Genomic DNA, 20,036 nt, shown 5'->3' on the forward strand with positions numbered 1-20,036 from the left:
TTTAAGGAGTATGGATGATGACAAAAATTTTAATGTTACATGGTGTTAACCACAACATGTTCGGTAAACGTGATCCTGAACATTATGGCACAATTACTTTAGATCAAATTAACAACAACATTCAAGAACTGGCAAAAGAATTAAATGTAGAAGTAGAAACTTTTCAAACGAATCATGAAGGTGAATTCGTAGAAAAAATTCACGAAGCGTTCCTGGCAGGTGTTGACGGCATTGTTCTGAATGCAGGTGCATGGACTCACTATAGCTATGCAATTCGAGATGCTTTAGCTATTTTTACAGGCCCAATTGTTGAAATGCACATGTCAAATATTCATGCACGTGAGAGCTTCCGTGAAAAATCAGTATTCGCTGATATTGTGACAGGTCAAATTTCCGGTTTTGGTGAAGAGAGCTACTTATTAGGAATTCGGGCGGCAGTACAAGCAATAAGAAAATAATTATATATATATTTATTCATAATGTTGGTTGTACTTAATTAAATAGGGTAAATTAATAAGCGATTTCTTTGATTAGAAGTCGCTTATTGTTGGATTGGAGGGAAGTAATATATGTTTTTTAAAGGAAAAGTAAAGGAAGAAAATCCAGTGAAACTTGCTATTATTTATTACAGTTCAACAGGGACTAATTATCAAATGGCGAAGTGGGCCGAAGCTGCTGCAATTGAAGCCGGTGCAGATGTGAAATTATTAAGAATTCAGGAAACAGCTCCACAAGAAGCAATTAATTCAAATCCGGCATGGAAAGCGTTTATGGAAAAATCGAAAGATGTGCCAGAAGTACAATTAAGCGACTTAGTATGGGCAGATGCATTTATATTTAGCATCCCTACACGTTTTGGAAATGTGCCGGGTCAAGTTAAACAATTTATCGATACAGCAGGCGGGCTTTGGTACAATGGGAAATTGGCTAACAAAGTAGCAAGTGCAATGACTTCTGCACAAAATGTGCATGGTGGTCAGGAACAAACATTATTGCAAATTTACACAACAATGTATCACTGGGGTGTAATTGTAGCAACTCCAGGTTATACGGATCCAAGTGTTTTTACGGCAGGTGGTAATCCGTTTGGTACAAGTGTAACGGTAGGAAAAGATGGCCAGATCATTGAGGATGCAAAAGCAGCAGTTGAATATCAAGCACGGAGAACGATTCAAGTAGGCAGTTGGATTAAAGCAGGAATACAAGATTAAGATTTCCTACTTAAAAGGAGAAACTAGATAATATGATAAAAGCAATTTTATTTGACTTCGATCGAACAATAATGGATCGGGATACAGCGTTAAATAACTATATTCATGAGCAGTATGAGCGTTTGTTTCAATTAGAAAATATTCAGAAGCAGCCCTTCATTGATCGATTCATTGAACTCGATGCACAGGGATATGTTTGGAAAGATGTTGTCTATTCAACATTAATAAAAGAATGGAACTTACCCTATTCAATGGAAGAGCTCGTAAAAGAGTATGAAGATAACTTCCAAAAATTCGCAGTTGGTTTTCCGGATATCGAGATGGTTTTAAAAAAACTAAAGGAACAAGGATACCTCTTAGGTCTAGTAACTAACGGCCGTGTTGGTCATCAGCGTAATAATGTTATTAAGCTTGGTATTGATTCGCTATTTGACTGCATCGTTGTATCGGATGAAGTAGGGATGAGAAAACCCGATGCAAATATATTCAACTATGCATTGGATATACTGAATGTACTTCCAAATGAAGCAATTTACGTTGGTGATCATTTAATAAATGATGTTCAAGCTTCAAATGACGTTGGGATGATTAGCGTATGGATAAAAGATCCGTCTTACAAAGAAGATTCAAAAGCTGATTATGTAATTAATCAGTTCGATGAAGTATTAGATGTAGTAAGAACGATTGAAAACAATTGAATCCAATAACATTTTAGCACTAATTCCCGGTTGGAAGAATTAGTGCCTTTTTATATGTTATGGAATAGACGATTCCAAAAGTTTATGTTCGGACATCAATTATATAATTGAACTTAATATTGACCTCGTCTACCGATATATTCCAGTGTAAAATTCATATCTTTTTGTAAATGGTTGGCCATCAGTTCGCCGGCAAGTTCTTCATTTTTGTCTTTAATTGCATTGTAAATTTCTTCATGCTCTTCAATAATATTCGGTCGACTATATAGATCGAACCTTAAACTAAACAAGTGAAAAATCGTACGAGCTTCTTCTAATTTTTCAATAATCAGCGGGTTTTGGCATTCATTAATAATTAATTCGTGAAAATGCTGGTTAGAATTGTACATTTCTTTTGACTGCCCTTCGAGAAATGAACTGCGGGATTTCGTGATAGTACTTTCAAGCTCTTTAATCTTATCTGGAGTCATATACTTTGCTGCTCTTTTTGCGGAAAAACCTTCAAGTAATATACGTATGTCATATAGGTATATTAAATCTTGAGCAGTCGGATTAACAACTTGCTTTTTTTTAATCAACCCTTCCTGTTCAAGTGTTTTAATTGCTTCCCGAATCGGTGTTCGACTAACGCCAATTTCATCTGCCAGGCGTTCTTCCACAAGTTTCATGCCACCACTATAGGTCCCGTTTAAAATTCGTTCTCGTATATATTCATAAGCAAATTTTTGTGCATTCTTTTTATCTAAAATCATAACGTAACCCCTAGAAATTATTTTAATTATACTCCCTATTATACTTTATTTAACTAATTTTTTGAAGAAGACTCCAACCTTCCTAGTATTCCTCATAAACAACTTTTTAGTATAAAAATAAGTAATCGATAGGTGGGAAAATACAAGTACTTGTAGATTATTCCCCTTTTCTGTAAATAACTGAACTGCTATGAAAAAGAGTCAAGCTGTAATTGCGACAAATTCATGAATTTTTAAAGGATTGGCCGAAATTTAATGGGAAAGGGGAATGTTGCCATTTGAGAATCAACCATTTTTATGGCATGCTATATAGTGGAATTGAGAAATATTCTCTATTAGAAACTTTGATATTATATAGAAAAGGAGGAGAAATAGTGTGAGTAAAGGTTTCTTCATATTTTTTGCTGCTCTTTTTTTGGTAGCGTTTACTTTACCGAATAATTCATCTGCAGCAATTGCTGATGGTACATATGATGTTAGTTATCAAGTAAATAAACCCGGGAGCAATTCGGCATCAATGGCAAATGACTATTTTTTAAAGCCAGCCAAGTTAATCGTAAACAACGGAAAAATGTCAATGCAGATTACGATTAAAAACAGCAGTTGGGTGACACAGTTTAATCCTCCAGGCGGAGCGAAAGTAATCAGCTCAAATGAATCCTCAGACCACCGTACAGTGCAATTTTCTGTTTCCAATGCAAATTTAGTGACAGTAGCGATGAAAATCGACATCGATGATATCGATTACCATCATAGCTATAGTGTAGATTTTGTATTTAACAGCGGGGGGTTACCTGAAGCAAAAGTCGAGGAACCTAAAGAAACGGTAAAGCAGGAACCTGCAAAAACAACTCCAGCACCTAAGGAAACACCGACAAAGTCGTCAGGAAGTAATACTTCTTCAAATACACCAGCACCATCAACTGAAAAGCAGAATACAGATTCATCCGAACAGCAAGCGACAACAGAAACGACAAAGACAGATGATTCTACAAAAACAGATGAAGAAATTGCATCTGAAACGAAGCAAGCTGAAGATTCTGAGGTAGTAGAAAATCCGGAGACGAGCGATGAATTACCGTTAATGGCGGTTATTTTATTTATCATAGCAGCCGTTGTATTCATTCGCACAAAGAAAACAAAAACTATATAAACAGACAGGGGAAATAAAGAATGGCTAACAAATCAAAAGCAACTAAAGCAGTATTAGCATCATTACTTGCTACATCAGCAATCGTACCAGCAATGGCAGTATCTGCTGACACGACTACAGAAACAAAGGCAACGGATGCAGCAACATCGACAGCATCAAAAACAATTGACTTTAAAGTTGACGCGGATGATGCACTAAAACGTTTTATTCCAACTACAGGCAAACTAGTTGAACATAATGGTCAGCAATTTATCAATATTGAATTATCAGATGCGGTATTAGCAATGGTAAATAGCGTAACAGTAGCAGGACAACCTGCAATGGCTGAATATAACGGGAAAAAGCACATCAATATTCCAGTAACGGCAGATTATGCTCCTGTAGAAGCTACTCTTAATATGACAATTCCTTTCGTTGGCAAAGATCCAGTTGATTATAAAGTTACATTAACACCTGATGCAAAATCAATTAAAGAAGTAACGGAAACAACAAAGCCGGTTGAAGAAGTGAAAGAAGAGAAAGTTTATACACCAGGCAAAACTTTCGATTCAGTAGCTGATGGTACTTACGATATTGTTTGGGATGCATATAATTCAGAAAAAGTAGGTAACTACAAAGCAATTACAAACCACTTCACACCTAAAGCGAAATTAATCGTAAAAGACGGCAAATATTCTGTAGAAGTATCTGTAGCGGAAACTTCAAAAGAAATGGTAGCTGGATTTAAAATTGCGGGTAAAGAAGCAACTGAAAAAGATGGGGTTTATACAGTAGAGATTCCTTCAATTAGTGAATTACATGAAGCAGGTGTACATGTTGTTGTTCCTGCAGCGAAGATGGATAAATGGTATGACTTCGGTTTCGCTATCGAAACAGCTGACCTGGAGTTACCAAAAGCTGAAGTAAAACCTGCGCCTGTTGAATCTGTAAAAATGGATGTTACAGCATTAAAGAACGGAACTCAGGAATTGTCTATTATGCACAATAAATATTTAGACGATGAGGTAACAGTGACAACAACTGAAGGTGGCTATGATGTAGAATTAACATTCCCTGAAGGTCAACACTTATTAGGCTTCGATGTTGAGGGCGCAACAGTTGCATTAAAGTCAGAAGAAAAAGTTGGCAATAATACAGTAAAAATCTACACGTTATCAGTTAAAGATTTAGAAAAAATCTATACAGCAACAGCAGATTTAAAAGTAGTTCTTAATGGGAATGTATTATATGAAACTGCACATGACTTCCAAATGAAGTTTAGCGATAAGAGCTCAACAACTGTTCCATTTAAAGATATCGCAAACAACGGTAACAAAGATGCGATCATTAACCTTTATAACAAAGGAATTTTCAAAGCTGCAGACAAGTTCAACCCTGGAAACAACCTGAAACGCTCTCAATTCGCATTAATGCTAAACCGTGCATTAAAATTGGATGTACCAGCAAAAGCGAACTTCTCTGATATCGCAAAATATGATGCTGAAACTAAAACAGCAATCAATGCATTAAACGGTTACGGTATTATTAACGGTAAAACAGCTACTACATTTGCACCTGGACAAGATATAACTCGTAAACAGGCGGCGTTAATGATTTACCGTCTATTAGAGAAAAACGGCTATAAAGCATCTGGAGAAGCAGCAAAATTCACTGATATGCCAAAAGAAGTTGAAGCATCAAAAGCAATTTCTGAATTAAATAAATTAGGTATTATCTCTGGTTTTGAAGGGAAATTCAACCCGGAAAACGAATTAACACGCTCTCAAATGGCAAAAATCTTAAACAATACGTTAACAGTTGTTGATGGTCTAAAGAAATAATTCAATGAAACGTAAATGGCTTATTACAAATAGCCGTTAGCTAATATGAGTTTAGGTAGGGTTGTGTTGAAAGCTGCGGCTTTTAATACAGCCCCAATCCTATTTTTGAGTAAGGAAAGTGGAGATGCTACGCTTAAATTGAACTAAACTTCCATCCTGGATGTGATGAAATTTTACTTCAGTTTAAACAGCTAGGAGGAAAAGGAAATGAAGAAGTGGTTAATCGGTCTCACGCTGAGTATCGCCGTACTTGCGGGATGCGGAAGTGAACAGAAAGCAGAGTCATCCAATACCGGCGATGACAATACTTCATCAGAACAGGCTTCGGCAGTTGAAGAGGAGCATCGCATTATTGCGGGAACGGTTGTCATTGCACAAATATTGGATAGACTGAATCTTGATGCTGTCGCAATTCCGGATACGGTAAAGGATTTGCCGGCTCGTTTTGATGATCTGCCGAATATCGGGAATGCAATGGATCCGGATGCGGAAATAATCAAATCGCTCAATCCAACTGAAGTATTGTCTGTTTCAACATTGGAATACGATTTAAAGGATAAATTTGAACAATTGAAAATTCCGGTCGATTTTGTTGATTTAACAAGTATTGAATCTATGATGGGTGAAATTACAGCACTTGGCGAACGTTACAGCCGTGTGGACGAGGCAAAGGCTTTAAATGATGAGCTACAGGCTGAAATTGATGCGGTAGAGGTTGCAGCAAATAATGAAGAGAAGCCGAGGGTACTCATTTTACTAGGTGTACCAGGCAGTTATTTAGTGGCGACCGAAAATTCCTATGCGGGAGATTTAGTACGTCTTGCAGGCGGGGAGAATGTCATGGCTGGACAGGATGCTGAATATTTGCCATCCAATACAGAGCATTTATATTCATCGAACCCTGATATCATTTTACGTTTATCGCACGGTATGCCGGATGAGGTAATTAAAATGTTTGACGAGGAATTTGCAAAAAATGATATTTGGAAACATTTTAATGCCGTGAAAAATGGACAAGTATATGATTTAGAGGAAGAACTATTTGGTACGACAGCAGCATTGAATGTACCGGAAGCACTCAATCAGTTAGTAGAAATATTTTATCCCTAATTAACGGGTAGTAAATTATTTGCTCCACTGATTGAAGTTTCACTATCTCAATAATAATGTTGGAAAAGCAAAGTCTTGAGGGAGGTTTTGCTTTTCATCATATAAAGGATGTTTTCTGTGACAAAAAAAATTATAAGCTTTATCGCTGTCACTGTATTGCTTGTTATGACAATTATTTATGCAGCGACAACAGGCAGTATACAGATGTCATTTACCGACTTTATAACGAATTTCTTCAATGCCGATAATGCGGATATGGCTGCGATTAAGGATTTGCGTTTTCCAAGAATCATCGTTGCGATCTTTGCCGGAGCTGCTTTATCGGTTGCCGGTGTACTATTGCAGGCAATTATGCGAAATCCATTGGCAGATGCCGGATTTATCGGAATATCCGCGGGAGCTGCATTTACAAAATTATTTATCGTAAGCTTTGTACCGACATTATTTTTCTTCACCCCAATTGCAGCATTTATCGGGGGTGCACTTGCATGTTTCTTCGTTTTCCTGCTTTCCTGGAAGTCAGGGCTGAATCCATTAAAGTTAATTTTAGTCGGGATTGCAATCAATGCGATGTTCTCGGGACTAACGGAAGCAATGATCAGTTTTGGCGCATCGGCAACAGGCGCAATTACATCGAACCTGTCCTTAAAAACATGGGATGATGTATCGTTAATTGTTACATATGGCTCAATCGGTTTACTTCTTGCTTTTATTTTATACGCTTCCTGCAATGTGCTCGTGTTATCCGATAAAACTGCCAAAAGTGTCGGTTTTAATGTTACGGGTGCACGCATCCTTATTGCAGCGGTGGCCGTGCTGCTAGCTGCAGCATCCGTCGTGGTGGCAGGAGTCATTTCATTTGTTGGAATTTTAGTGCCGCATATTGCGCGTCGACTTGTTGGTTATGATCATAAAGTGTTGATTCCATTTACGGCACTGCTCGGTGCATTTATTATTTTGTTGGCAGATACCCTTGGTCGTACAATGTTCAGCCCGATGGAAGTACCGGCATCAACGATTATGGCCATTATCGGAGGACCTTTCCTCATATTCCTACTTAGAAAAGAGTGACAACCAATATGGAAATTAAACAAGTAGTCGTTTCCCATGATGGGGCGACCCGCCATTTAAATGCAGTATCGACCGCCATTCCAAAAGGGAAAGTGACGACAATCATAGGGCCGAATGGGTGCGGGAAATCCACATTGCTAAGTGTTATGTCACGGAACAAAAAACCGCTTGAAGGTCAGGCAACGCTCGAAAATCGGGATTTAGTGGAATATAAGCCGAAAGAGTTTGCAAAGAAATTGGCGATTGTCTATCAGCAAAACGATATTCCTTCAGATTTGACGGTGGAGAAGCTTGTTATGTACGGTCGGATGCCGCATACTTCATTATTCAAGAAGCGAGCTGAAAAAGATGAGGAGGCCGTTACATGGGCGCTTACATGTACGAATCTGCTTGAAAAACGGCATAATGATTTGTCGGCACTTTCCGGCGGAGAACGGCAGCGTGTATGGATTGCAATGGCACTTGCACAAAAATCGGAAATATTGTGCCTGGACGAGCCGACAACGTATTTGGATATATACTATCAGCTGGAACTGCTGGAGCTCGTTAAGCAACTGAATGAACAGTATGGCTTGACGATAGTCATGGTACTCCACGACATTAATCAAGCAATCCGCTATAGTGACCACATTATATTGATGAAAGCCGGTAAAATCATTGCTGAAGGTGCACCGCGCGATGTTATTACAAAAGAAGTAATTAAGGAAGTATACGGGGTCAATACCGTGTTTCATGAAGATGAGCAGCTCGGGTTATATATGATGCCGTTAAGTATTTAAAATGCGTAAAATTATTCAAATTGTAAGCGGCATTGTTATGATTATTTGCGCGGCGATTATTATCCGGTATTTTTTCAGCTATCAGGAAGTGGAAACCAAGCTGGAAGATGCGCGGCAAATTGTCGAACAAAGTGAGCTTGCTGCAATTCAACAGCAAAACGATCATATCATCGGCTGGCTCACATTGGAAAATACCCGTCTTAATAACCCTGTTTTGCAAAGGGATAATAATGAATTTTACTTAAAACATAATTATTTAGACGAGAAAAGTCGTGGCGGAAGCATATTTGCCGATTTTCGCAATGAGGTAATGGAAGATCGTCATACGATTTTTTACGGGCATGTTTTACGCAATGGTACGATGTTCGGAGATTTGCCTAAGTTTAGCGAGCAGGTATACGCAGAAGCCCATCCTGTATTTTATTATGAAACGAATGACAAGCGCTTTGCATTGCAAGTGTTTGCCGCATATGAAACGACAACCGACTTTTATTATATTGAAACACAATTTACAGACAACACGTATACGCAGTTCTTAGAGAAAATACAGCAACATTCCAATATAAAATTGCCGGTTCATATAACGGCTGCTGATAAAATAGTTACATTGTCAACATGCACGACATCACAAAACGATAAGGAACGTTTCGTCGTACATGCAAAAGTAGTCGAACTAGAAAAATAAGAGGTGAAGTAAGATGAAAAACACTAAAAAAATAATGACGGCATTACTTGCTGTTTCAGTATTGGCAGCATGTGGACAAAAAGAAGAAGAACAGAAAGCAGAGCCTGTGGAACAGCAGGAAGCAGTAATCGATGTGAGTGCAGAAGCAGAGCAGTTCAAATCACTTTTAGCAGGGGAAATGGACAGCTTTGTAACAGATACCGAACTTTTAGCGACTGCTATTAACGAAGGAAAGCTGGAAGACGCACAGAAACTGTATCCGCTAGTAACGATGTATTTTGAACGATTACAGCCGCTTGCCCCGAGTTTCCAGGAGCTTGACGAAAAAATAAAAGGTGACATTGTTGAAGGTAAAGAAACGGACAAAACAGGTTTTCAGCGTATAGCATATGGATTATTTGGTGAGAAGAAGACAGCAGGTTACGAAGGAATTGCTGAGGAACTTGTTGCCGATGTGAAGTCACTTCAAGCCGATTTTGCGACAATTGACGTTTCTGAAACTAATGTACTTGCTTCAGCAGTAACAATGTTTCAGGATATGGCAAATAACCGATTAACATCGCCGGGCATTGCTGGAAATGAAGTATATGCAGTGAAAGCACAAACAGATGCAGCAGAAGATTTAATGGAAGTGTTTGTTCCACGTGTTTCTGATGAAAGTGCCGAAGCTGCATCAAATGCTATTACAAAACTAAACGAAATTGTCGCGTACTACGAAGTGGGAAAAGAAGATTACGTAAACTATAATCTCTTCACGACAAAACAAGAACAAGAGCTAATTACAGCGGTAACAAATGTGGAAGCGGCATTACAGCAAATGAATGAATCAATAAAATAGCTATGCTGATGAATAAACGGAAAAATTTTATTTGCATAAGCAAGTTACAGATAAATCATGAGACATAAATTAAAGCGGTTCAAATTCTACGACACGTAAAGTTTGAACCGCTTTTTATTTAGTAAATGGACTTTAATCTAAATGTTCATGCTTTATATATTGAGTGGCTGCTTGAGGAATGTCTTTATACGAAATTTCGTTGATAGCAGCCAACGCCTCGTCATCAAAAGTGACAGTGAGAATTTCAGTATTATTGTTCTTTACAGGCATAAACCACTTTAATGTAATATCATTTATTTCTTCCACATGCTGAATTTCTTTTAATAAGTTGTAGCTATCTTTCAAGAGTGTACTTTCTTTAAGAAATTCTGATGCCCGCAATGAGACGATGACATTTTGCTTGTCGTCAACCGGTACGATTTCGATATTCAGCATTATATTTTCGACAAACTGCTTCAGCACAATTTCTGTCATCATAAGCATAGTGTGAGTTTTCAATTGTTCCTGGGTCATTGATGCCTTAGCTTCAATGAGAGTTTCTTCCTTTTCGGAATTCTGCATTTTTATAATATATTGTACTGAAACGACGCAAACAAAAATAAGTAAGGCGATTAACATAAATTTCAGTAATTTATTTAAAATAAGGATAACCTCCTATGAACCTAGCGTAATAATCACTATTATATAGTCATTATGCCACAAAAAAATACAAAAAAGGACTGCCAATTGTGACAGTCCTTTTAAAAATTAAGTATTTTGTTCTTCATTAGGAATTGTAGCAACAAATTCGTCAAAGTATAAAAATGATTCATCCTCAAGTTGTTTAACCTTCTGTTCGTTTAATCCAATAGATAATGGCCCCGAAAAAATCTCGCCCCACCAAGTTTCAGTAATAATCATTTTATATAGCCTCCTTGTACGATTGTTTTACATTACTTATTATGTTCGATTATTTATTTAATTATGAAATTCCCATATGCCTTTATTTATAAACCTTTCTTTAAAAATTAAGACAAATTTATCATCAAGCCTCCTTTTATTAGCAGGAAAATTTATTAACTTTGTAGTAGTTATTACTATAGTTAATATGTGTGAACAGCTATAATTTATGCATACATTTATCTTCATTCAGAAAAAATGGCCATTTTCTTTAGTCGTTATGAATGAAGCTGAATCTCTGTATATGTCACGGATATTAATTTGGGGAAGGATGAAAAAAATGAATTTTACTGCAAATGATGTTGAAGTAATGATTGAGAATCAGCGCGCTTTTTATTTTACTGGCGCAACAAAAGATGTAGAATTTCGTAAAGAACAGCTCTTAAAATTAAAGGACACAATAAAAAAATACGAAGAACAAGTAATAGAAGCTCTAGCATTGGATTTAAGAAAAAGTGAGTTTGAAGCATTCACGACTGAAATCGGTATTGTATATGATAGTATTTCCTACTTTTTAAAAAATATAAATAGCTGGATGGAACCGCAGCCTGTCAAAACACCGCTTCATTTCCAGCCTGCAAAAAGCTATGTTGTGCGTGAACCCTATGGAGTGGCATTAATCATTGGGCCGTTCAATTATCCATTCCAATTAATTATGGAGCCACTGATCGGAGCGATTATCGGAGGAAATACGGCGATCGTAAAACCATCGGAATCCGCAGAACATACAGCATTTATTGTGAAAAAAATTCTCGGAGAAGTATTCCAGCCTGAATATGTACGTGTTGTAGAGGGAGAAAAGGATGAAGTTACGGCTTTAATCCATGCATCTTTTGATTATATTTTCTTCACGGGAAGTGTTGCGGTAGGGAAGGTTGTTGCAAAAGCGGCAGCAGAACGTCTTACGCCGATTGCTTTGGAATTGGGTGGAAAAAGTCCGGCGATTGTCGACCAAACAGCAGATTTGGATGTAGCAGCGAAGCGAATCGTGTGGGGGAAATTCAACAATACAGGGCAAACATGTGTGGCGCCTGATTATGTTCTTGTCCATACAAGCGTTGCGAAAAAATTTACGCGTCTTCTAAAGAAAGCAATCAAAGAATTTTATGGTAATGATCCACAGCAAAGTCAGGACTACGGGCGTATTATTAATGAACGCCAATTCGACCGTCTACAGACGATTTTAGATAAGGAACGGGATACTGTCACATTTGGCGGGCGAACTGACCGAGAAGATTTATATATGGAACCGACAGTGCTGGAAAGTATTACGTGGGATCGACCTTCGATGGAAGATGAGCTGTTTGGACCGATTTTGCCGATTATGACGTATGAAAATTTACCAAAAGCAATTCATGAAATTCGTCAATTGCCAAAACCATTAAGTGCGTATTTGTTCTCGGAAAATGAAAAAGCCATCGAGTACTTTTTAGAGGAACTTCCGTTTGGCGGGGGCTGTATAAATGACGTCATTACACATGTCGGCAATACGCATTTACCGTTTGGCGGAGTGGGGCCTTCAGGTGTGAAGGCATATCACGGGAAAGCAAGTTTCGAAAACTTCACACATCCGAAATCAATTATGCATCGTTCTAATAAACTGGCAAATAGTTTGCTATACCCACCATATAAACAAAAAGTAAAGCTTGTTCGAACAATAATGAAATAAAATAAGAAGAAGGCTTTCCCGCAAAAATCAGGAAAGCCTTCTTCTATTATTCTGTCATTATCGGGAATGTTAATAAGATTTCAGTACCGACATGCTGCTTGCTTTTAATTTGGATGGATCCTTGATGATCTTGCACAATTTTATTGATAATCATCATGCCGAGCCCGGTCCCTTTTGTTTTCGTCGTATAGAAAGGTTCAAATATCCGTTCCAGTACATGTGGCGGAATACCGCATCCCGTATCAATCATCTGGATATAGATTTCCTTCCCATCCTTACTTTTGCATACTTGCAATGTAATTGAACCGTCTTCATTAATTGCTTCAATTGCATTTTTAAATAAATTGATGAAAACTTGCTTCAGTTGATTTTTGTTTCCTAAAATTGTAATGTTCAAAAATTCATTAATAATATTCAAGGAAATCGCTTTTGATTGGAACTCATATTGTAGAAACTGGACGACTTCCGATAATGCTTCCGCCAAATTAATCGGAGCATACTGGTTTGCATGAGGTTTAGATAATACAAGGAACTCCGATAAAATTAATTCGATACGCTCTGTTTCATTTTGAATGAGCTTAGTATACTCATAGTAAGGTGAATCTGGATCATCATTCATCATTTGTACATAGCCGGAAATGACCGTCATCGGATTGCGGATTTCATGGGCTACACCCGCAGCAAGCTCTCCAACAAGCTTTAGTTTTTCCGATTGCAATATCAGATTTTCATTTTCTTTAATATAGGAAATGTCCCGTGAAATTACGGACGATCCGATAATTTCGCCATGCGGGCTCAAAATAGGCGATAACGAAAGTTGTGCATCAAAAAAAGTGCCGTCTTTTCTCATATCGATCGTTTCATGAAGATGATATTTCTTTCCAAGCTTTAAATCTTCTATTCTTTTCTTTGACTCTTCCACCCTTTCCGGGGGAATGAGCGGTAAAATACGGCCTAATGCCTCCTCTTTGGACCAACCATACAATTTTTCGAATGCAGGATTGACCGCAATGACACGGTCCTCCAAATCAAATACAGCAATTGCATCATTAGCCTGCTCGAAAAACAAATGTAAATATGCATGCTTGGAATTCAAATAATACTCCCGGTCAATTGCATTTTTTTCTAACTTTAACCAAATCTGTTTTATAAAAAGACTTTGACCAATACTCATGATGATAACGGTAATTAAAAAACTGAAAAGTAAAAGGTGATCTTCTGATTTAAAGCTATGGTAGGGAATCATTGATAATTTATCTAAAATAAAAATTTCAATAAATACAAGGCAAATATTGATTAAAGTAATAATATATGAACGGTAAATGGTTAAAATCGCTATAAGCCATATAAAAGTATAAAACGAAATTATATTTACATTTTGATAATTAAAAAGGAATACGATTAAATGCCATGTACAAATCAAAATAATTTGAAGTATTTTTGGAGGCGTTTTTAAATAAAACAAAGCAATGAGTATAAAGAAACTTCCAATATTAATGACTAAAAATGAATAAGGATGCTTGAACAGCTGTGTAACAATGACAGTAGTAAAAATAAGCGTTGAGAAAAAATAAGTAATAATCATAAGCAGGTTTCGCTTATTTAAAATTTCATGTTGCTGCATAAAACACCTCGGATAAGTAATATTAACTATAATGATACAGTAATTCATGATGTCGATAAATGGCGAATTTTGATATGATAGATATATCGTATAAATAAAAAAAATAAGTAAACAAAAGTGGAGTCTTTATCTTAATATAATTTTAGTTCATTTCTGTATATTGATTTAATATTGAGAAAAATGAACTTATGTATTATATGTCCAAAGTCCTTATTTTGCAAACAAGTTTATTTTATACGGAAACATTACAGTTAATGAAAAGCGTGGAAATTTTAATCTATGCACAGTATGATGATTAGTACATAGAAGGAAATTATCATTCGCAATTATATTGCAAGTGTGGGGGAAAGAATTATGTATGCAGAAGAACTTTTAAGTACACTGATGCAAAAAAAAGTTGTAGGTCAACTACCGAAATTGATTACCGATATTGCGATTGACTCGCGCAGTGTACAGCCAAACAGTTTATTTATTTGTATAAAAGGTTTTACGGTGGACGGGCATGATTATGCTCAAAAGGCAGTTGATGCAGGTGCAACTGTAATCGTTACAGAACGTCTTTTACAGTTAGATGGGGAAATTACACAGGTAATCGTAAAAAATACAACACGTACACTTGGCATTTTAGCGGCAAAGTTTTTTGATTATCCATCAAAGGATATTATGATGATCGGGGTAACAGGTACAAACGGCAAAACAAGTGTATCTGGAATTATCCACAATATATTAATCGGGCTTGGCGAAAAATCGGCATTGTCCGGAACAATCGGTTTTAATTTAAATGGTGTGTTATACGAGTCGGCAAATACAACAAGTGATTCATTGAATACACAACAGATGATTTTCCGTGCGAAAAGCGAAGGCTGCCGTGCAATGGTGATGGAAGTGTCATCACACGGGTTAGCGTTAGGCCGTTTAGCAGGTGTCGACTATGATGTGGCGGTATTTACGAATTTAACACATGATCATTTAGATTTCCATGGTACGATGGAAAACTACGGTAATACAAAAGGGTTACTGTTTTCTCAACTTGGACAAGACTTGGAAAAGAACAAGCATGTCGTTTTAAATGCGGATGATCCTTGGTCTGAGCGCTATGCGGGAATGACACCATATCCAATTTGGACTTACGGATTGCATAATAATGCAATTTTCCGGGCAGTAAACTGCAATTATGGTAATGGAATGACGCAATTTGATATGGAAACGCCGGAGGGTACATTCCCCGTGTCAATGCATTTACTTGGTGAATTTAATATTTACAACGTCCTTGCAGCAACAGCCGTATTCTATGCACGCGGTTTCCCGATTGAAGTCATTATTGAACAAATTGAAATGCTGCCACCGGTGAAAGGTCGTATGGAGAAAGTAGATTCGGATTTACCGATTCAAATATTCATCGACTATGCACATACACCGGATGCTATCGAAAAAGCGATCAATGCGGCAATGCCCTATAAAAAACCGGAAAATAAACTGATTTTCCTTGTTGGAACAGGTGGCGGTCGTGATAAAACGAAACGCCCGACGATGGCAGAGAAAGCATCTGTTGCCGATTATGTTATCTTGACGACAGATGATCCTCGCTATGAAGAGTTCGACAGTATTACGGGTGATTTGGCAAAAGGCATGAAACATAAAAATTATGCCTGTATCGGTGACCGTGCAGAAGCGGTTAGACATGCGGTAAGCGTTGCAAATCCTGGCGATATTATTATTTTCGCAGGTAAAGGTCATGAAGATTACCAAATTATCGAAAATACGAAATACCCGCATAGTGATGCGAAAATTGCGATTGAAGCTGGAAAGTTAAAATTTGTATAGATTATGCTATAATTTTTTCGAATCCACCGTGTTAACGTAATTGCGTTAACGGTGGATTTTTTTGGAGGTGACAAAAATGATCCATTCATTTTTACTTAGTATGATTGCTTATTGCACTGTGAGCTTCCCGATTTATTGCATATTGCGAATGTTTTATATGAAAAATAAAACAAGTAGTGCAAGGCGCGAGTTGATGATGCTCCTATTCTTCTTTTACAGTATCAGTATTTTTTCACAAACGATTATCCCAAGTTTCCAATTCTCAAATGGACAGATCGTTTTTGATACTTCCAGCGCATATGTGCGCAGTAATTTCACCCCATTACAAACAATTATGCTGTATTATGATCAATTGAATGGACCATTGGCAAATATCGCATTTTATAATTTGGCAGGCAATATTGTCCTGTTTATTCCTTTTGGCTTCTTTATTCCGCTGTTATGGAAAAAATTTAGAGGATGGCGCATCATGCATATCGTTGCATTCGCAATTCCCTTATTTATTGAAAGTACCCAATATTTTATTGGTCGTAGTATAGATGTCGATGATGTATTATTAAATGCAATTGCCATCGTGATAGGATTTGTGCTCTTCAAAATATTCCGGAGATTATGTAAAATGAGCGCGCCAAAGTAAAAAAGGTTGTAACAACTGACTGTTGTCTTTTAAAATAAGAAAGTATGAAAAAAGGAGACGAAATTAATGACTTTAGAACAAGATATATTAGCGCGTCGTACATTCGCCATCATCAGTCACCCGGATGCCGGTAAAACGACGATTACAGAAAAGCTACTATTATTCGGTGGTGCGATTCGTGACGCAGGAACAGTAAAAGGTAAAAAATCAGGGAAGTTTGCAACATCTGACTGGATGGAAATCGAGAAACAACGTGGGATTTCGGTTACATCTTCTGTAATGCAGTTCGATTATTCAGATTGCCGTGTAAACATTCTGGATACACCTGGACACCAAGACTTCTCGGAAGATACGTACCGTACGTTAATGGCTGTAGACTCGGCTGTCATGGTAGTCGATGCAGCTAAAGGGATCGAGGCACAAACATTAAAGCTATTCAAAGTTTGTAAAATGCGCGGTATTCCTATTTTTACGTTTATCAACAAATTGGACCGTCAAGGGAAAGAGCCATTAGAGCTTATCGAAGAATTAGAAGAAGTGCTTGGCATTAACGCGTACCCAATGAACTGGCCAATTGGTATGGGGAAAGAATTCCTTGGAATTTACGACCGTTACAACAAACGTATCGAACAGTTCCGTGTAGAAGAAGGTGACCGCTACTTACCACTTGATGAAGAAGGGCATTTAGCCATTGACAACGATATGAAAAAAACATCGTACTATTCACAAGCTATCGATGATATCGAACTTTTAAATGAAGCTGGTAATGCGTATTCAGAGGATAAAATTGCACGTGGTGAATTGACACCTGTATTTTTCGGTTCTGCATTAACGAACTTCGGTGTTCAGACATTCCTTGATACGTATTTAAAATTTGCACCGATTCCTCAGCCTCGTATTACAGAAGATGAGCAATTTATCGATCCTGTAGAGCATGGCGAGTTTTCTGGCTTCATTTTTAAAATTCAAGCGAATATGAATCCGGCTCACCGTGACCGTATCGCATTCGTGCGTATCGTATCGGGTAAATTTGAGCGCGGTATGAATATGACACTTTCACGTACAGGTAAATCTTTCAAAGTAACACAGTCAACACAGTTCCTTGCAGATGATCGTGAAACAGTAAATGAAGCGGTTGCAGGTGACATTATCGGTCTTTATGATACAGGGACGTATCAAATTGGGGATACAGTAGTCGGCGGTAAGAAAACATTTAACTTTGAAAAACTACCTCAATTCACACCTGAAATTTTCATGAAAGTTTCGGCGAAAAACGTAATGAAAGGGAAGCAATTCCAAAAAGGTGTGCTTCAATTAGTACAAGAAGGTGCAATTCAGTATTTCAAAACAATGCATACTGAAGAAATAATCCTTGGTGCGGTTGGTCAATTACAGTTTGAAGTATTCCAGCACCGAATGATTAACGAATACAACGTGGAAGTAATTATGCAGCCGATTGGCAGTAAGATTGCACGTTGGATTGAAAATGAAGAAGATGTAAAAGATTCAATGCACTCTCAACGTTCAATGCTTGTAAAAGACCGTTTCGATAATAAAGTATTCTTATTCGAAAATGAGTTTGCAATGCGTTGGTTCTCAGAGAAGAACGAAAACATTCAGTTATACAGCTTGTTATAATTTGATATTAAAAGCCCCGGTAATTTTCTGCGAAGGAAAATTGCCGGGGTTTTTGTGTTTGGAGCTATGATGTGATGCGAGGGTGCTGAGTCGGGCTGGGCGTGGCGTTTATTAGAAGTTTAGAGCTGAAATGTAGAACGGTGGACGGGGGAAGTAGAACATTTCCGGGAGAAAGTAGAACGATTTATTGGGAAAGTGGAAATAAAGCTCGAGAAAGTAGAACCCGGAAATTAATTAGAACTTAGGGGCAGAAATGTAGAAACTAGAACGGGAAAAGTAGAACATTTCCGGGAGAAAGTAGAGCGATTCATTGGGAAAGTGGAAAGAAAGCGGGAGAAAGGAGAACCCGGAAATTAATTAGAAGTTTCGGGTTGTAATGTAGAAATTAGAACGGGAAAAGTAGAACATTTCCGGGAGAAAGTAGAGCGATTCACCCGGAATGTAGAACAAAAGCGCGAGAAAGTAGAACCCGGAAATTAATTAGAACTTTCGTGCTAAAATGTAGAAATTAGAACGAGAAAAGTAGAATATTTCCGGGAGAAAGTAGAACAAATCACCCGGAATGTAGAACAAAAGCGGGAGAAAAGTAGAACCCGGGAAATTAATTAGAACTTTCCAGCTGAAATGTAGAAATTAGAACGAGAAAAGTAGAACATTTCCGGGAGAAAGTAGAAAGAATCACCCGGAATGTTGAAAGAAAGCGCAAGAAAGTAGAACTTATCGCCATCCCCAAACTCCTCTCCATATGCTCATTCCTCCGTATCAATATGGTAAGACCGGTTAAATTTATAATCACCGTTCTCATATGTCCGTTCAAGAAAATCGATTTCCCCATTATTGTGATAAACAATGGCTGTCGAGCAGCGAGTACCATAATTAGGAATTTTAACAAATTGAGCGGATAAGGATCTTTCTAGATGGATACCTACACCAGTATTTGGCAATACTTCATCTTGTGCGATTTCATCATTTGCCAATAACGTTATTAAACTGTTTACTTCAATTGTGTCTTTATCGGTTGCTTTTTCCAATACGCTCTTTGCCGCTTCTACTTTTGGCCATGGTGTATTGAAAGTAGCGTTACTGACACCGTGAATGCCGCTTTCTACAATGCGGTGTTCATCGTAAATATTATTGTAATGATGCATGTCTTCGCCGTCGTAAAGCAGGACATTAAAGCCGCCGTACAAATCTCTTTTTGAACGAAGAGACTGAATAAATGAGTCTGTCGATTCCGTTGAAGTTAAAAACAGCCGTACAATTTCGCCGCGTGACAATTGGCCGGTTTCAGGAAGGCGCGGGTCACGGTAATTTGTAATTGCAGCAAAACGACCACTTTTCGACAGCCCCATCCAGCTTCCTTGCTGACGTAAATCCCGTCCGGCTAATATGTCAGGTTCATCTTCCCAAAAATGGGCGGCGGCTGTCGGACGGTCATAAAATTCGTCACGATTTGCAACGATGATGAGCGGATATGCTGGATGAACTTTATAAGAAAATGCAATTAAACACATAGTTGGACCCCGTTTCTTGAATAGCAGGCAAGAAAAATTCACTGGAATTCACTAGATCGAGTACTTAATTCCTG

19 protein-coding genes are annotated in these 20,036 nt (G+C 37.7%); 14 read left to right on the forward strand and 5 right to left on the reverse strand.

The features are described from left to right. Positions 1–17: 17 nt before the first annotated feature. The 3 genes from aroQ (at position 18) to MHH37_RS03975 (ending at position 1,909) form a co-directional block, all read left to right on the forward strand. Positions 18–458 carry a type II 3-dehydroquinate dehydratase gene (gene aroQ / locus MHH37_RS03965; RefSeq protein WP_087615556.1) on the forward strand — a complete coding sequence of 147 codons (441 nt, stop codon included), beginning with the start codon at positions 18–20 and terminating at the stop codon, positions 456–458. A gap of 111 nt (positions 459–569) precedes the next feature. Then, on the forward strand, positions 570–1,211 hold the full coding sequence (gene wrbA, locus MHH37_RS03970) for an NAD(P)H:quinone oxidoreductase type IV (protein ID WP_008403545.1): 642 nt from the start codon (positions 570–572) through the stop codon (positions 1,209–1,211). A 32-nt stretch (positions 1,212–1,243) separates the two neighbouring features. Beyond that, positions 1,244–1,909: an HAD family hydrolase gene (locus MHH37_RS03975; RefSeq protein WP_087615555.1), complete on the forward strand. Its 666-nt coding sequence runs from the start codon at positions 1,244–1,246 to the stop codon at positions 1,907–1,909. A 113-nt stretch (positions 1,910–2,022) separates the two neighbouring features. Here the strand turns inward: MHH37_RS03975 and MHH37_RS03980 are convergent, their stop codons facing one another. Further along, on the reverse strand, positions 2,023–2,661 hold the full coding sequence (locus MHH37_RS03980) for a GntR family transcriptional regulator (protein WP_008403543.1): 639 nt from the start codon (positions 2,659–2,661) through the stop codon (positions 2,023–2,025). A 376-nt stretch (positions 2,662–3,037) separates the two neighbouring features. On the opposite strand from MHH37_RS03980, the gene MHH37_RS03985 reads away from it, so the two are divergent. The 7 genes from MHH37_RS03985 to MHH37_RS04015 all read left to right on the forward strand — a co-directional run bounded on the left by MHH37_RS03985 (position 3,038) and on the right by MHH37_RS04015 (position 10,117). Continuing rightward, positions 3,038–3,814, forward strand: a complete 777-nt coding sequence (locus tag MHH37_RS03985) for an NEAT domain-containing protein (RefSeq protein ID WP_342575100.1) — start codon at positions 3,038–3,040, stop codon at positions 3,812–3,814. A 20-nt stretch (positions 3,815–3,834) separates the two neighbouring features. Further along, positions 3,835–5,634, forward strand: coding sequence for an S-layer homology domain-containing protein (locus tag MHH37_RS03990; RefSeq protein ID WP_342575101.1), 1,800 nt, complete (start codon positions 3,835–3,837; stop codon positions 5,632–5,634). Between the two features lie 207 nt (positions 5,635–5,841). Then, positions 5,842–6,744, forward strand: a complete 903-nt coding sequence (gene isdE / locus MHH37_RS03995) for a heme ABC transporter substrate-binding protein IsdE (protein ID WP_342575102.1) — start codon at positions 5,842–5,844, stop codon at positions 6,742–6,744. 117 nt (positions 6,745–6,861) lie between these two features. Continuing rightward, positions 6,862–7,815, forward strand: a complete 954-nt coding sequence (locus MHH37_RS04000) for an iron ABC transporter permease (RefSeq protein ID WP_342575103.1) — start codon at positions 6,862–6,864, stop codon at positions 7,813–7,815. 8 nt (positions 7,816–7,823) lie between these two features. Continuing rightward, positions 7,824–8,594, forward strand: coding sequence for an ABC transporter ATP-binding protein (locus tag MHH37_RS04005; RefSeq protein WP_342575104.1), 771 nt, complete (start codon positions 7,824–7,826; stop codon positions 8,592–8,594). Position 8,595: 1 nt separating this feature from the next. Next, positions 8,596–9,279 (forward strand): class B sortase, encoded by a 684-nt coding sequence (gene srtB / locus MHH37_RS04010; RefSeq protein WP_342575105.1) that lies wholly within the window; start codon positions 8,596–8,598, stop codon positions 9,277–9,279. A gap of 13 nt (positions 9,280–9,292) precedes the next feature. Then, on the forward strand, positions 9,293–10,117 hold the full coding sequence (locus tag MHH37_RS04015) for an EfeM/EfeO family lipoprotein (RefSeq protein WP_342575106.1): 825 nt from the start codon (positions 9,293–9,295) through the stop codon (positions 10,115–10,117). A 132-nt stretch (positions 10,118–10,249) separates the two neighbouring features. On the opposite strand, the gene MHH37_RS04020 is transcribed toward MHH37_RS04015, so the two are convergent. Continuing rightward, positions 10,250–10,678 carry a hypothetical protein gene (locus MHH37_RS04020; RefSeq protein WP_342575107.1) on the reverse strand — a complete coding sequence of 143 codons (429 nt, stop codon included), beginning with the start codon at positions 10,676–10,678 and terminating at the stop codon, positions 10,250–10,252. A gap of 186 nt (positions 10,679–10,864) precedes the next feature. Continuing rightward, positions 10,865–11,017, reverse strand: coding sequence for a hypothetical protein (locus MHH37_RS04025; RefSeq protein ID WP_008403534.1), 153 nt, complete (start codon positions 11,015–11,017; stop codon positions 10,865–10,867). Positions 11,018–11,336: 319 nt separating this feature from the next. On the opposite strand from MHH37_RS04025, the gene MHH37_RS04030 reads away from it, so the two are divergent. Then, complete coding sequence (locus tag MHH37_RS04030) at positions 11,337–12,725, forward strand: aldehyde dehydrogenase (protein ID WP_342575108.1); 1,389 nt, start codon at positions 11,337–11,339, stop codon at positions 12,723–12,725. Between the two features lie 46 nt (positions 12,726–12,771). On the opposite strand, the gene MHH37_RS04035 is transcribed toward MHH37_RS04030, so the two are convergent. Then, positions 12,772–14,349 (reverse strand): ATP-binding protein, encoded by a 1,578-nt coding sequence (locus MHH37_RS04035; RefSeq protein WP_342575109.1) that lies wholly within the window; start codon positions 14,347–14,349, stop codon positions 12,772–12,774. A 354-nt stretch (positions 14,350–14,703) separates the two neighbouring features. On the opposite strand from MHH37_RS04035, the gene MHH37_RS04040 reads away from it, so the two are divergent. From MHH37_RS04040 to MHH37_RS04050, 3 genes are all read left to right on the forward strand, one after another. Next, positions 14,704–16,173, forward strand: coding sequence for a UDP-N-acetylmuramoyl-L-alanyl-D-glutamate--2,6-diaminopimelate ligase (locus MHH37_RS04040; protein WP_342575111.1), 1,470 nt, complete (start codon positions 14,704–14,706; stop codon positions 16,171–16,173). 76 nt (positions 16,174–16,249) lie between these two features. After that, positions 16,250–16,810, forward strand: a complete 561-nt coding sequence (locus MHH37_RS04045; RefSeq protein WP_342575112.1) for a VanZ family protein — start codon at positions 16,250–16,252, stop codon at positions 16,808–16,810. Between the two features lie 66 nt (positions 16,811–16,876). Beyond that, a complete protein-coding gene (locus MHH37_RS04050) occupies positions 16,877–18,448 on the forward strand; it encodes a peptide chain release factor 3 (protein WP_342575115.1) in 1,572 nt (523 codons plus the stop codon). A 749-nt stretch (positions 18,449–19,197) separates the two neighbouring features. Here MHH37_RS04050 and MHH37_RS04055 read toward each other — a convergent pair. After that, complete coding sequence (locus MHH37_RS04055; RefSeq protein ID WP_342575116.1) at positions 19,198–19,962, reverse strand: NRDE family protein; 765 nt, start codon at positions 19,960–19,962, stop codon at positions 19,198–19,200. Positions 19,963–20,036 lie beyond the last annotated feature (74 nt).

This window comes from Solibacillus sp. FSL K6-1781 (assembly GCF_038630735.1).
GTDB classification, from domain to species: Bacteria; Bacillota; Bacilli; order Bacillales_A; family Planococcaceae; genus Solibacillus; species Solibacillus silvestris.